Source organism: Streptomyces diversicolor (assembly GCF_057537855.1).
Map to the genome: position 1 here is coordinate 358,569 of NZ_BAAJXA010000003.1, position 13,161 is coordinate 371,729.

Sequence of the window (13,161 nt, forward strand, 5' to 3'; positions counted from 1 at the left end):
GAAGGGGGACCGCCCATGGGCCGGCACCGGGAGCCGCTGATCGGCTCCGATCTGGAGACGACCGGGAGAAAACCGCGCGAGCGGCACACCGTCACACCTGTCACAGCCGTCGTCGCCGTCAACGCGGCCTTGCGTCCGCGCGCTTCGGCAGGGCACCGGACCCTCCGGGCCGCGGCGGTGAGCGGGGTCCCGCGATGAGCTGGATCAGCGGACCGCTCATCGCCTTCGACCTGGAGACCACGGGGACCGACATCGAGACCGACCGGATCGTCACCGCCGCGGTCGTGGCCGTGGACGCGGACGGACGCCCGCCCGAGCCCCGCACCTGGCTGCTCGACCCGGGCATCACCATCCCGCACCAGGCGTCCGCCATCCACGGCATCTCCACGGAACACGCCCGCAGACACGGAGTGTCGGCGGCTCCCGCGATCGAGGAGATCACCTCGACGGTGGCCGACGTGCTCAACTCGGGAACCCCGCTGGTGGTGATGAACGCGCGGTACGACCTCTCGCTCCTGGACCGCGAATGCCGGCGCCACGGCATTCGGCCGCCCGCGGCCCGGCTGCGGGCAGGGGCGTCGCCCGTCATCGACCCCCTGGTCCTGGACAAGCACGTGGACCGTTACCGGAAGGGGTCACGCAATCTCCGTGCGCTGTGCGAGCACTACGGGGTGCCGCTCGACGACGCGCACAACGCGGTCGCGGACGCGGTGGCCGCGGCCCGCGCGGCGCGCTCCATGGGCGCCAGACACGCGGTCATAGGCACGCTGGCCCCGACGGAGCTGCATGACCTCCAGGTCCGTGCGGCGGCCGAACAGGCGGCCTCGCTCCAGAGATACCTGCGCCGCACCTCGAACCCCGCCGCGACGGTCGAGCCCGCCTGGCCGGTCGTGCCCTACGTCCACTGACACCCGCGCCGGCCGCGGCCGGGGCGAAGCCAGCTGAAGCCCGGTCGGCGGCGGCTCAGAAGGAGTGCCAGCGCACCGTTTCGTCGCCGTCGCGCAGCGACGCCACCCGGCGGCGGAACTCGGCCAGCGCCTTGGGGTTGGCCGGGGCGTGCTGGGCGACCCAGGCACAGCTGGCCGTCTCCCGGGCCCCGCGCAGCACCGAGCAGCCCTCCCAGTCGCGCACGTCCCAGCCGTACGTCTCGGTGAAGGAGTCGTAGGCGGCGGCGGGCAGGCCGTAGCGGTCGTGGGAGAGGGCCATGACCACCAGGTCGTGCTCGCGCAGGTCGGCGGAGAAGGTCTCCAGGTCGACCAGGACCGGACCCTCCGGGCCGATGTGCACATTACGGGGGAGCGCGTCACCGTGGATGGGGCCCGGCGGCAACCGGGGGGTCACCTGTGCGGCGGCCGCCGCGAAACCGTCGCGTCGTGCGCGCAGATACGCCGCGTCCGCCGGGTCGATCGTGTCGCCCGCGAACCGCAGCCAGCGCTCCACACCGGCCAGCAGCTCGCGCGGCGGCAGCTCGAAGGGAGCGGCGGGCAGGGCGTGCACCAGCCGCAACACCTCGGCCAGGTCGTGCGGTTCGGCCGGGCGCAGGGCCGCGGGCAGCCGGTGCCACACGGTGACCGGGTGCCCGTCCACCAGCCGGGCCTCGGGGTCGGCCGCGCGCACCGCCAAAACGCCCTCCTCGGCCAGCCATCCGGCGATCCGCAGCTCGCGCCGCGCCCGCTCCAGCAGGCCGGAGTCCCGGCCCACCTTGACCACCAGATCACCGGCGGCGAACACCGCGTTCTCGCCCAGGGCGAGCAGCCGCGCGCCCCGGGCCGGCTCCGGCAGCACCCCTGCCGTGGCCAGTACGTCCCGTGCGCGTGCCTCGTCCATCGTCCGCCTCCGTGTCGGTGCCAGGGGCGTCGCCCGGTGGCGCCGCCCGTCGGCCAGTCTCGCATCCGTACAGGTCGCGGCCCGTGCGCGATGCCTTGACGAGGCCCGCAGCCATCACGACCATGACGGGGCCCGCACGGGCCGCGCAGAGGGGGGAGACGCCGTGGCAGTGCTGACCGAGGCGAGAGGGCGACCGACGGCGCGGTCCGCGCGGCGGGCCGCGGGGCACGGCGCCTGGTTCCTGGTGCTGCCCGCCCTGATCCCCATCCTCGTGCTGAGCGTGGGACCGCTGCTGTACGGCGTCCTGCTGGCGTTCACCGACGCCCAGTCCGGCCGCACCGCGCCCACGCGGTGGATCGGCGGGCTCAACTTCCGGGACCTGCTCCAGGACACCCTGTTCTGGGAGTCGTTCCGGATCGGCCTCGTGTGGGCCGTCGCGGTGACCGCCGCGCAGTTCCTGCTCGCGCTGGGCCTGGCCCTGCTGCTCGACCAGGACCTGCGGCTGCGCTGGCTGGCCCGCGCGCTGGCCATCGTCCCCTGGGCCATGCCGGAGGTCGTCGTCGGCCTGATGTGGCGGCTCGTCTACAACCCGGACGCCGGCGTCCTCAACGAGACCCTGCGCGACCTGGGCCTCGGCGACGGCCGGGACTGGCTCGGCGGGCTCGGCACCGCCCTGCCCGCGGTGGTCGTCGTCGGGGTCTGGGCCGGCCTGCCGCAGACCACGGTCGCCCTGCTCGCCGGGCTGCAGAACACCCCGCGCGAACTGCACGAGGCGGCGGCCGTGGACGGCGCGGGCGCCTGGCGCCGGTTCCGCACGGTCACCTGGCCCGCCCTCAGACCGGTCGCCCTGGCCATCACCGCCCTCAACCTCATCTGGAACTTCAACTCCTTCGCCCTGGTCTATGTGCTGACCAACGGCGGCCCCGGCGGACGCACCCGGCTGCCCATGCTGTTCGCCTACGAAGAAGCCTTCCGCTACGGGCAGTTCGGCTACGCGGCGGCGATGGGATGCGTGATGGTCGCGGTGATCTCGGTGCTCCTTGCCGTCTTCCTTGCGGGCCGGCTGCGGGGAGGTGACGAGGCATGAGGACCCGTACCGGTGCGCGGCTCGGGCAGTACGCGGCGCTGCTCGGCTATCTCGCCTTCCTCGCCCTGCCGTTCCTGTGGCTGGTCTCCACCGCGTTCAAGTCGCCACGGGAGCTGGGCAGCGCGCACCCCACCTGGATCCCGAGGGACCCCACCCTGGCCAACTTCCGGCAGGCCCTCGACGAGCAGCCGCTGCTGCACGCCGCACTCAACTCCCTGCTCGCCGCGCTCGGGGCCGCGCTGATCGCCGTACTGATCGGGACGCCGATGGCGTACGTGGTCGCCCGCCGCCGCACGGCGCTGTCCCGGGCGGCCACCGGATGGGTGGTGGTCAGCCAGGCGTTCCCGTTCGTCCTGGTCGTCATCCCGCTGTTCCTGGTGCTGAAGAGCCTGCGGCTGATCGACTCCCTGGCCGGGCTGATCCTGGTCTACGTGGTGTGGGCGCTGCCGTTCGCCCTGTGGATGCTCACCGGCTATGTGCGGGCGGTGCCGGCCGAACTGGAGGAGGCCGCGGCGGTCGACGGGGCCGGGCGGCTGCGGACCCTGGTGTCGGTGACCGCGCCGCTGCTGGCGCCGGGGATCGTGGCGACGGCGCTGTTCGCGTTCGTCACCGCATGGAACGAGTTCTTCTTCGCGCTGGTGCTGCTGAAGACACCGGAGAAACAGACCCTGCCCGTCGTCCTCACCCACTTCGTCGGCGCGGAGGGCGTAGCGGACCTGGGGCCGCTGGCCGCCGCCGCGTCCCTCGCGACCCTGCCGTCCCTTCTGGTGTTCGCCCTCATCCAGCGGCGGATCACGAGCGGCATGCTCGCCGGGGCGGTGAAGAGCTGATGCGGACCCGGACGGCGACGCTGCTCGGCGCACTCCTGCTGCTCCTCGCGGGCTGCTCCTTTGCCGGAGGGGACGGCACCGGCCCGATCCGGCTGCGGTTCCAGTCCCTGGCCTGGCAACAGGAGTCCGTGGCCGCCACCAGGGAACTGGTACGGGAGTGGAACACCACGCACCCCGGTGTCCAGGTCGAGTACGTCCAGGGAAGCTGGGACAGCGTCCACGACCAGCTGCTCACCGCCTTCGAGGGCGGCGAGGCCCCGGACATCGTCCACGACGCCTCCGACGACCTCGCGGACTTCGCCTACGGCGGCCATCTCGCCGACCTCACCGGCCTGCTGTCCGACCGGCTCACCTCGGACATCCCGCAACGGAGCTGGCGGACCACCACGTTCGGGGACGGCGTCTATGGCGTGCCGTTCCTTCAGGAGCCACGGGTGCTGATCGCGAACGCGGCCTGGCTGCGGGCGTCAGGCGTGCGCATACCGACGCCCGAACGCCCCTGGAGCTGGGCCGAGTTCCGGCGGGTGACCGCGCGGCTGAGCGGAGAGGGCACGTACGGGGTGGCCTGGCCGCTCAAGGAGCCCGTCTCCGCCACGCTCAACCTGTCCCTGTCCGCGGGCGGCAGGCTCTTCCACCGGGGCGCGGACGGCCGGGTGACGGTGCGGTTCGCAGCGGGCGACGCGGTGGTGCCGCGCACGGTCCGCGACCAGGTCGCCGACCGCAGCGCGCCCGGATCGACGCTGGGCAGCGGCGGCTCGGACACGCTGCCCGGCTTCTTCGGCGGGCGGTACGCGATGGTCCCGCTGGGCTTCTCCTACCGGCAGCAGGTCGCGCAGCAGGCGCCTGAGGGCTTCGAGTGGCAGGTGCTGCCCGCACCGGCCGGCGCCGACGGGCTCACCCAGGGGGTCAGCCCGCAGACCCTGTCCATCGCCGAGGACAGCCCGCACAAGAAGGAGGCCGCCGCGTTCGTCGACTTCCTGCTGCGGCCCCGGAACATGGTGCGGCTGGCCCTCGGCGACTGGATGCTGCCCACCGGCACCCGGGCCCTGCGGGACCCGGCGCTGCACACCGCCGAGGACGGCTGGGCGGTCGGGGCTGCTCTGGCCGCTCACCTCAGCCCGGCACCCGCCCAGTCCGTGCGCGGCTACCCGGAATGGAAGGACAAGGTCGCCACCCCGGCCCTCCAGGAGTACTACAGCGGAGCCATCGACCTGGCCGAACTCCGCCACCGTCTGGAACACGACGGAAACCTGATCCTCTCCCGCTACCAACGCTGACCCGCGCCACAGGGCCACGGACCGCAGGCCGGCGGGGACGCAGGGCCGCAGGTCGCGGGCCCGTGCTCCCGCGAGCCCCGGGCTCGGGGGCGTATGTCTCGGCGCGGCGCCGCCTCGGGGCGGCCCGCGCACGCGGGGCGGTTTCGCGGGCGGTGGGCCGGCCCCCTCGGACGGGTGTCCGGCCGCGCCGGCATGCTGCCGAAGGCCCGGTGGCGCGGGGCGCCCTGGCTCGCGGCACGTACGGGCGTCCCGCGTGAGGTGCGGTGTCTTGTATCAGCGGCATCGAGCTGCCCCGCGCCACCGCCGGTGCCCCGCTGGGCATCGGTGGCGGAGCAGGGCGGCGGAAACCTCGTTGCACGAGACGTATCGTCTTGTTTAGCCTCGCGGAATGACCACTCCCGCGCATATCGCCATGTTCTCCATCGCCGCCCACGGCCATGTGAACCCCAGCCTGGAGGTGATCGGCGAACTCGTCGCGCGGGGGCACCGGGTGACCTATGCGATCCCGCCGGTCTTCGCCGAGAAGGTGGCCGCGACCGGGGCCCTGCCGGTGCGCTACACCTCCACGCTGCCCGGCCCGAACGCCGACCCCGAAGCCTGGGGGAGCACCCTGCTGGACAACGTGGAGCCGTTCCTGAACGACGCGATCCAGGCGCTGCCCCAGCTGATCGAGGCGTACGAGCACGGCGGGCACGGCGTACCCGACCTCGTCCTGCACGACATCGCCTCCTACCCGGCCAGGGTCCTCGCCCACCGGTGGGGCGTGCCCGCGATCTCCCTCTCACCGAACCTGGTCGCCTGGGACGGCTACGAGGAGGAGGTCATGGAGCCGCTGTGGGCCGAGCCGCGCAGGACCGAGCGCGGCCGGGCCTACTACGCCCGCTTCGAGTCCTGGCTCGCGCAGAACGGGATCACCCAGCACCCCGATCCCTTCGTCGGCCGCCCCGCACGCTCCGTCGTCCTGATCCCGAAGGCGCTCCAGCCGCATGCCGACCGGGTCGACGAGCGCGTCCACACGTTCGTCGGCGCCTGCCAGGGCGACCGCTGCGCCGAGGGCGACTGGCAGCGGCCGGCCGGCGCCGAGAAGGTGGCGCTGGTCTCGCTCGGCTCGGCGTTCACCAAGCAGCCCGCGTTCTACCGTGAGTGCGTCGCCGCGTTCGGGGACCTGCCCGGCTGGCACCTGGTGCTCCAGATTGGCCGGCATGTCGATCCCGGCGAGCTGGGGGTCGTACCGGCGAACGTGGAGGTGCGCAGCTGGGTTCCGCAGCTGGCGATCCTGAGGCGGGCCGACCTGTTCGTCACGCACGCCGGCGCGGGCGGCAGCCAGGAGGGACTGGCCACGGCCACGCCGATGATCGCCGTACCGCAGGCCGTGGACCAGTTCGGCAACGCCGATGTGCTCCAGGGGCTGGGGGTGGCCCGGCGCCTGGACACCGAGCAGGCGGACGCCGCGACGCTGCGGGCCACGGCCCTCGCCCTGGTCGACGACCCGGAGGTGGCCAGGCGGCTCAAGCGCATCCAGTCCGACATGGCCCAGGAGGGCGGCACCCCACGAGCGGCCGACCTCATCGAGGCCGAACTCCCCACCCACCGCCGGTGACATCTGCCCCCGCCCACCTCGACCGCGTCCCGACACGGGCTCCGGACGCTGCACGGCGGACGCAGAGTCCCTGCCGGGTCGCTGCCGGGTCCCTGCCGGGGCGCGCGTGCGCGATCCGGTGCCGGTCCGAAGAACACGCGCGGCGCAGATGCCGGTACGGCTGACCGGGTGCGGGGTCGGTGGCGCTCCGGCGGACGGTGCACGGCGGACGCCGGGTCCCTGCCGGGTCGCTGCCGGGGCGCGCGTGGGCGATCCGGTGCCGGTGCGAAGAATACGCGCGGCGCAGATGGCGGTGCGGCTGACCGGGTGCGGGGTCGGTGGCGGTCCGGCCACGGGGTGCGGGGGTCGCCGTCGGTCGTCCGCGACGGCGAAGGCGGGCGCCGCGGCGGCCATGGCGGCGCTGACTGGCGGGAGCCCGCGGTGGTCCCGCTTCGGCGCGGGCCGGGGGCCGCGGCGCCTCGCCTCGGGCGCAAGACCGGCCCGTACGGCTCACGCGGGCCCTGATGGGGGACCGCGGGTTCTCGCTCCGGGGCCGGCCCCGGCACCCCAGCGGGACGCCGCATGGATTTCCGCGACCCGGGACGGCGGCTTCGGCGACGGGGCGGGGGAGGGCCCGCTGCTCCCCCGGGGGGAACGGCGGGCCCTCGTGGAGGGGGCGGGGTGGGGTCAGACCCGTACGGGTTCGCCCTCGGCGCGGTGTGTCGGGGCCGGTGGCTCCGGGGACTCGTCGTGGGTGAGGTCGGGCAGCCGGTGCAGCCACTTCGGCAGGTACCAGTTCCGCTCGCCCAGCAGCGCCATCACGGACGGCAGCAGCACACCGCGGATCACGGTCGCGTCGATGAGCACCGCCGCCGCGAGGCCCACACCCATCTGCTTCATGGACTGCATGGACAGCGTGCCGAAGATCGCGAACACGGCGACCATGATGACCGCGGCACTGGTGACCACCCCCGCCGTGGTGACCACGCCGTGCTGGATCGCCTCCTTCGTGCCGCGCCCGCGCAGCCGTGCCTCGCGGATCCGGGAGACCACGAACACGTGGTAGTCCATGGACAGCCCGAACAGGATCACGAACAGGAACAGCGGCAGCCAGGTGACGATCGCGCCGACGCCCTCCGCGCCCACCAGCGAGGCACCCCAGCCGTGCTGGAAGACGGCGACGAGAATGCCGTAGGCCGCGCCCACCGACAGCAGGTTCAGCACGATCGACGTGATGGCGACGGTCAGCGAGCGGAACGACAGCAGCATCAGCAGGAAGGCGAAGACGACCACGAACGCGAAGACCGGGACGACGGAGCCGGCCATCTGGTCGTTGAAGTCCTTGGACCCGGCGACCTGTCCGGTGATCGGCGCCTTGAGGCCGTCGACCTTGCCGAGCGTGGCCGGCCGCACCTCGTCGCGCAGCTTCTCCAGGCTCTTGCCCGCCTTGTCCATGTCGGAGCCGCCGACCAGCGGCACGGACACCAGGGCGACGTTCTGCGCGTCGTGCAGCGTGATGTCCACCGGGCCGCGCGAGGCGCCCGAGTCGACCGCCTGCCGCTTGAAGTCGGCCAGCGCCTGCTTGACCTCGGGCGCGTTGATGTCCCGAGCCTTGACGACCACCTCGGCCGGCTCGGAGCCGCCCGGGAACGCCTCGTTGACCCGGTTGTACGTCTGCACGATGGGCAGCCCGTCCCCGAACTCCTGGTCCAGCGTGAGCTGCGAGGTCTTCATGCCGAGCGCGGGCGCCGCGAGGGCCAGCAGCGCGCCCGCCGCGACGACGACGGACACCACGGGCCGGGCGAGCACGCCGCGCAGCACGGCGGTCCAGAACCGGCTCTCGGCGGGAACGCCGCGGCTGCGCCGGCGCAGGAACGGGATCCGCCCCTTCTCGACCCGCTCGCCCAGCAGCGACAGCAGCGCGGGCAGCACCGTCACCGACCCGACCATGGCGACCGCGACGACCATCAGCGAGGCCAGGCCCATCGCCTTGAACTCGGCGATCCCGGTGAAGAGCATGCCCGCCATCGCCACGCACACCGTGACACCGGAGACGATGATCGCGCGCCCGCTGGTTGCGGCGGCGATCCTGAGCGCCGTGCCCGCGTCCCGCCCGGCGTCCCGCTCCTCGCGCTCCCGGCGCAGATAGAACAGGCAGTAGTCGACACCGACCGCCAAGCCGACCAGCAGCATCACGGAGTTGGCGGTGTCGCTCATCGGCTGGAGGTGGCTGACGAGACCCATCAGACCCATCGTCGCCATGATCGCGGTGAGTGCGAGCGCCACCGGCAGCAGCGCGGCCACCAGCGCGCCGAAGGCGATCAGCAGGATGCCGAGGGCGACCGGCACGGCGGAGTACTCGGCCTGCTGGAAGTCCGACCCGAAGGCGTCCTGGTACTGCTTGTTCATGCTGGCGCCGCCGATCTCCTCGATCCGCAGCGACCCGTGGTCCTTCTGTACGCCCTCGACGGCCTTCAGCACCGGCTCGACCCGGTCGGCGGCGGTCTCCGCGTCGCCCCGCATGTCGAACTGCACCAGCGCGCTGCGGCCGTCCTTCGAGATCGTCCCCGTGTCGTAAGGGGACGTCACATCGGTGACCTTGCCGGTGGCCCCGACCGCCTCGACGACATCGGCGACGGCTGCCTTGAACGCGGCGTCGGTGGCCTTGACCGAGCCGTCCCGGGCCTGGATCAGCACGGTCTCGCCGGCCGGCTCCTTGATGCCCGCGTCGTCGATGATCTGCGCCGCGGTGTGCGTCTCGCCCCCCATCTGATCGCTCGCGTCGACGTCGACCCGTCCCGCGGCCGAACCGAGTCCCGTGGCCAGGACGACGAACAGCACCCAGATGCCGACGGCAGCCCATCGGTGGCGCGCGCTCCAGCCGCCGGCCCGGGCGGCCAGGCCCCGCACCCGCGAATCTCCGTTCCCCATGACGGGCTTGCCCCCTCGTGTGCGGTGACGGCCCCGGCCGCCACACGTCCGCTACGTGTCGCTTCGAAGGTAGGGGCGCGATGAGCGCGTCTCGTCGTGCTGCCCGGTGAACTGCGGCCGGCCCGGCTCATTCCGTGGGACCCCGGGGGCTCATCGCCCAGGAGTACGGTTGTCCCCTACACCTGTCCGGGGCCGCGCGGAGCGGGATCAGGGTCGCCGAACGCGCCGCGTCCGATCCGGGCCGAGGACCCGCTCTGTGACCGCGCAAGCATGTCGGACACGTCCGTCGTGCCCGCCCCCACGGGGCACGACGGACGCCCGTCGCTGTCGTCGCTATCGTGTGTGGATGACGACGTACGCGGCGCTGCTGCGCGCAATCAACGTGGGCGGCAGAAAGCTCCCGATGGCCGAGCTGCGCGGGCTCCTGGAGGACCTGGGCCATGACCGCGTGCGGACCTATCTGCAGAGCGGTCAGGCGGTCTTCGCGGCGGACCACGGCGACGAGGAGTCGCTGGCCGCGGAGATCGGCCGGGCGTCGAGGGAGCGGTTCGGCTTCGCCGTGGACGTGATCGTGCGCGACCACGCCTATCTGAAGGCGGTCGTCGACGCCTGCCCGTTCCCGGCCGCCGACCTCGAAGGAAGACAGCTGCACGCCACCTACTTCTCCGCCCCCGTCGACGCGGCCCGCTACGCGGACATCGACGCGGCCGCCCACCACCCCGAGGAGTTCCGGCTCGGCGACCGCGTCCTGTACCTGTACGCGCCGGACGGCCTCGGCCGCTCCAAGCTGGCCGAGGCCCTGTCCCGGCCCCGCAGGACCAGGGACGTGATCGCCACCAGCCGCAACTGGAACACCGTCCGCAAACTCGTGGAGCTGACCGCCGCGGCCAAGTGACCCGGCGCGGCCCGAGGAACCCTCGACCCCGGGCCGAGGTCACCCCGCCGGCCGGTGGCGCTGTCGCGTTTGTTCAAGAGGCCCGCGCCGGGCGCTCCCTAGCGTGGCCGCATGACGTACGACGCCCTGTACCCGTACCTGACCGAATGCGCCGCCGAGGCGGCCCGCGTCGCGCGGGGGGTGCCCGAGGACCGGCTCGACGACCGCACCCACTGCCCCGACTGGACCGTCCGGGCCCTCGTGAACCACTGGGTCCTCTACACCTCCCACGGCCTGGAGCACCGCGCCCTGCGCAAGCCGCTGCCCGAGGAGTTGACGGCCCGCGACTTCACCGCCGACGCCGACTGGGCCGAGGCGTACGCCGCCCAGCTGGACCGCGCGGTCGCCGCCTGGGCGGACCCCTCGGTGTGGGAGGGCGAGATCGACCTCGGCCTGGCGAAGATGCCCGCCGTCGAACTCGCCGGCATGATCATCAAGGAGACGGCGGTGCACGGCTGGGACGTGGCGGTCGCCACCGGCCAGGAGTTCCGCGTCTCGGCCGGCGCCGCCCGCCTGGTCCTGGACGTGGTGGAGAAGCACGGCGACCTCTACCGGCAGTACGACGGCTTCGCCGACCCGGTGCCGGTGCCCGAGAACGCGCCCGTGTTCGAGCGGGCGCTGGCCGCGAGCGGCCGGGACCCGCGGCAGCGGGCGGTCGGCCGCTCCTCCACCGCCATGTGATCTTCCGCCCGGCACGGCGGGTTTCGTATCCTTCGACGGTCCGGACCGCCCGGACGGGGGAGGAAGCACGGACGGTGAACGAGACCACGGGCGAAGCGGGCCGGCTGGCGGCGCGTTTCGAGCAGGACCGGCCGCATCTGACGGCCGTGGCACGCCGGCTGCTCGGCTCGGCCGCCGAGGCGGACGACGCGGTGCAGGAGACCTGGCTGCGCGCGGCCCGCACCGACCTCGGCGAGGTCGAGAACCTGACCGGCTGGCTCACCACCGCGGTCAGCCGGGTGTGCCTGAACCTGCTGCGGGCACGCCGCACCCGGCGCGAGGAACCGCTCGCGGACGAGCGGCCCGACGAGCAGGCGCCGGGTGACGCGGAGGCCGCGGACCCGGCCCGGGAGGCACTGCTCGCCGACGAGGTCGGCGTGGCCCTGCTGGTGGTGCTCGACGCGCTGGGCCCGGCCGAACGGGTCGCGTTCGTGCTGCACGATCTGTTCGCGGTGCCGTTCGACGAGATCGCCCCGGTGATCGAGAAGTCGCCGGCCGCGACCCGGCAGCTCGCCAGCCGCGCCCGCCGCCGGGTCCGGGGCCGCGCCCCCGGGCCCGGCGACGACCAGGGGCGGCGCCGGGCGGCCGTCGAGGCGTTCCTGGCCGCCACCCGCGGCGGGGACTTCGCGGCGCTGTTCGCGCTGCTCGACCCTGACGTGGTGCTGCACGCCGACCGGTTCGTCGTGCCCACCCCGGAGCCGATCACGGTACGCGGCGCCGAGCCGGTCGCGCGGGGCGCGATGGCCGCCGTGGCACGCGCCCGCTTCACCGGCCTCGCCCTGCTGGACGGCACCCTCGGCCTGGTCATGGCCCCACACGCCCGCCCGCGCCTGGTCCTGACCTTCACCTTCGACGAGGCGGACCGCATCACCGAGATCCAGCTGACAGCAGACCCCCGACACCTCCAGCAGATCGAGATCACCCTGCTCCCCGAGAACCCCCCATAGCGCCGCGAGATCAGCGCCACATAGGGGCGCGGGGAACTGCGCGACAAGCCGCGACGCACCCGCACCCGACGGCCAAGGTGTTCCGCGCCCATAGGGGCGCGGGGAACTGCGCGACAAGCCCCCACGCACCCGCACTCGACAGTCGAGGCGTCGCGGCGTTCTGGCATGAAGCCGACGGCAGATCCGCGCCCTACAGTTACAGGGGCGCGGGGAACTGCGCGCCGAGCCACGACGCACCCGCACCCGCACCCGCCCCCGACAGCCGAAGCCCCGCAGGGGACCCCGCTGACCCGGCGGAGCCGTACCGCTCCAGCACGACCCGGGCCACCTCCGCCCCCGCCCCCAGCACCTCGGCCAGAACATCCGCGTCCGCGTCCCGCGCGCCCCGCGCGATCCGGTCCGGCAGAAAGCCGGGCGCGAGGACGTACGGCGCGACAGCCACCCGTGCGCAGCCCAGCCCGCGCAGCTCCCGCACCACCTCCTCGGTGGGCGGGAACCCCGCGGGCGATCCGGCGGAGGCGAACGCGGGCCGCACGGCGCGCCATCCGCTGCGCCGCCACTGCCGCGCGATGGAGGCGATCACCGCGATCGCCTCCGGGTCCGTGGACCCCGCCGAGGCCAGCACGACCCCGGTCGAGGGCTTGTCGCCGGGCGCGACCCCGGCCTCCCGCAGCCGCCGCTCCAGCGCCGCGAGCAGCAGCGGCGACGGCCCGAGCACATCGGCCTGCCGGATCCGCAGCCGCGGCGGGGCGTCCCGCAGCACCGCGGGCACGTCCGCCTTCGCGTGGAAGGCGCGGGTGAGCAGCAGCGGCAGCGCCACCACGTCCCGTACGCCCTCCGCCGCCAGGGACTCCAGCACCGCGTGCACGGACGGCGCGTCGAAGTCCAGGAAGCCGGTCGCCACCCGCAGCCCCGGCCTGAGCGACCGCACCCGCCGCACCAGGGCGTGCACGGTCGCGGCATGCCGCGGATCGCGGCTGCCGTGGGCGATCACCACGAGCGCGGGGCGGACCGGTGTGCGCATGCCAC

Annotated in this window: 11 protein-coding genes; 8 read left to right on the top strand and 3 right to left on the bottom strand. The window is 73.9% G+C overall.

Annotation, left to right across the window (positions count from 1 at the left end; all coding sequences use genetic code 11):
- Nucleotides 1-194 precede the first annotated feature (194 nt).
- The gene (locus tag AC27LF_RS05255; RefSeq protein ID WP_479659661.1) at nucleotides 195-908 is read left to right on the top strand and encodes an exonuclease domain-containing protein; all 714 of its coding nucleotides are present in this window, start codon (nucleotides 195-197) and stop codon (nucleotides 906-908) included.
- A gap of 55 nt (nucleotides 909-963) precedes the next feature.
- Here the strand turns inward: AC27LF_RS05255 and AC27LF_RS05260 are convergent, their stop codons facing one another.
- A complete protein-coding gene (locus tag AC27LF_RS05260; RefSeq protein WP_479659660.1) occupies nucleotides 964-1,827 on the bottom strand; it encodes a phosphotransferase enzyme family protein in 864 nt (287 codons plus the stop codon).
- A 172-nt stretch (nucleotides 1,828-1,999) separates the two neighbouring features.
- Between AC27LF_RS05260 and AC27LF_RS05265 the strand changes: the two genes are divergently transcribed.
- From AC27LF_RS05265 to mgt, 4 genes are all read left to right on the top strand, one after another.
- Nucleotides 2,000-2,914, top strand: a complete 915-nt coding sequence (locus AC27LF_RS05265; RefSeq protein WP_479659742.1) for a carbohydrate ABC transporter permease — start codon at nucleotides 2,000-2,002, stop codon at nucleotides 2,912-2,914.
- The gene (locus tag AC27LF_RS05270; protein ID WP_479659659.1) at nucleotides 2,911-3,744 is read left to right on the top strand and encodes a carbohydrate ABC transporter permease; all 834 of its coding nucleotides are present in this window, start codon (nucleotides 2,911-2,913) and stop codon (nucleotides 3,742-3,744) included. The genes AC27LF_RS05265 and AC27LF_RS05270 overlap by 4 nt, the downstream gene beginning before the upstream one ends.
- A complete protein-coding gene (locus AC27LF_RS05275) occupies nucleotides 3,744-5,021 on the top strand; it encodes an ABC transporter substrate-binding protein (protein ID WP_479659658.1) in 1,278 nt (425 codons plus the stop codon). Before AC27LF_RS05270 ends, AC27LF_RS05275 begins: the two co-directional genes overlap by 1 nt.
- Nucleotides 5,022-5,409: 388 nt before the next feature.
- A complete protein-coding gene (mgt, locus tag AC27LF_RS05280) occupies nucleotides 5,410-6,621 on the top strand; it encodes a macrolide-inactivating glycosyltransferase (protein WP_479659657.1) in 1,212 nt (403 codons plus the stop codon).
- A gap of 666 nt (nucleotides 6,622-7,287) precedes the next feature.
- Here the strand turns inward: mgt and AC27LF_RS05285 are convergent.
- Nucleotides 7,288-9,531, bottom strand: coding sequence for an MMPL family transporter (locus AC27LF_RS05285; protein WP_479662110.1), 2,244 nt, complete (start codon nucleotides 9,529-9,531; stop codon nucleotides 7,288-7,290).
- 346 nt (nucleotides 9,532-9,877) lie between these two features.
- Between AC27LF_RS05285 and AC27LF_RS05290 the strand changes: the two genes are divergently transcribed.
- From AC27LF_RS05290 to AC27LF_RS05300, 3 genes are all read left to right on the top strand, one after another.
- The gene (locus AC27LF_RS05290) at nucleotides 9,878-10,426 is read left to right on the top strand and encodes a DUF1697 domain-containing protein (protein ID WP_479662111.1); all 549 of its coding nucleotides are present in this window, start codon (nucleotides 9,878-9,880) and stop codon (nucleotides 10,424-10,426) included.
- Between the two features lie 111 nt (nucleotides 10,427-10,537).
- Nucleotides 10,538-11,146 carry a TIGR03086 family metal-binding protein gene (locus AC27LF_RS05295; RefSeq protein ID WP_479662112.1) on the top strand — a complete coding sequence of 203 codons (609 nt, stop codon included), beginning with the start codon at nucleotides 10,538-10,540 and terminating at the stop codon, nucleotides 11,144-11,146.
- Between the two features lie 74 nt (nucleotides 11,147-11,220).
- Nucleotides 11,221-12,132 carry a sigma-70 family RNA polymerase sigma factor gene (locus AC27LF_RS05300; protein ID WP_479662113.1) on the top strand — a complete coding sequence of 304 codons (912 nt, stop codon included), beginning with the start codon at nucleotides 11,221-11,223 and terminating at the stop codon, nucleotides 12,130-12,132.
- A gap of 196 nt (nucleotides 12,133-12,328) precedes the next feature.
- Here the strand turns inward: AC27LF_RS05300 and AC27LF_RS05305 are convergent, their stop codons facing one another.
- On the bottom strand, nucleotides 12,329-13,156 hold the full coding sequence (locus AC27LF_RS05305; RefSeq protein ID WP_479662114.1) for a sirohydrochlorin chelatase: 828 nt from the start codon (nucleotides 13,154-13,156) through the stop codon (nucleotides 12,329-12,331).
- Between the last annotated feature and the right edge of the window lie 5 nt (nucleotides 13,157-13,161).

Coding starts and splice junctions, on each gene's coding strand:
- AC27LF_RS05295 (WP_479662112.1), top strand. CDS start 10,538: ATGACGTACGACGCCCTGTACCCGTACCTGACCGAATGCGCCGCCGAG.
- AC27LF_RS05260 (WP_479659660.1), bottom strand. CDS start 1,827: ATGGACGAGGCACGCGCACGGGACGTACTGGCCACGGCAGGGGTGCTG.
- AC27LF_RS05285 (WP_479662110.1), bottom strand. CDS start 9,531: ATGGGGAACGGAGATTCGCGGGTGCGGGGCCTGGCCGCCCGGGCCGGC.
- mgt (WP_479659657.1), top strand. CDS start 5,410: ATGACCACTCCCGCGCATATCGCCATGTTCTCCATCGCCGCCCACGGC.
- AC27LF_RS05305 (WP_479662114.1), bottom strand. CDS start 13,156: ATGCGCACACCGGTCCGCCCCGCGCTCGTGGTGATCGCCCACGGCAGC.
- AC27LF_RS05255 (WP_479659661.1), top strand. CDS start 195: ATGAGCTGGATCAGCGGACCGCTCATCGCCTTCGACCTGGAGACCACG.
- AC27LF_RS05275 (WP_479659658.1), top strand. CDS start 3,744: ATGCGGACCCGGACGGCGACGCTGCTCGGCGCACTCCTGCTGCTCCTC.
- AC27LF_RS05290 (WP_479662111.1), top strand. CDS start 9,878: ATGACGACGTACGCGGCGCTGCTGCGCGCAATCAACGTGGGCGGCAGA.
- AC27LF_RS05270 (WP_479659659.1), top strand. CDS start 2,911: ATGAGGACCCGTACCGGTGCGCGGCTCGGGCAGTACGCGGCGCTGCTC.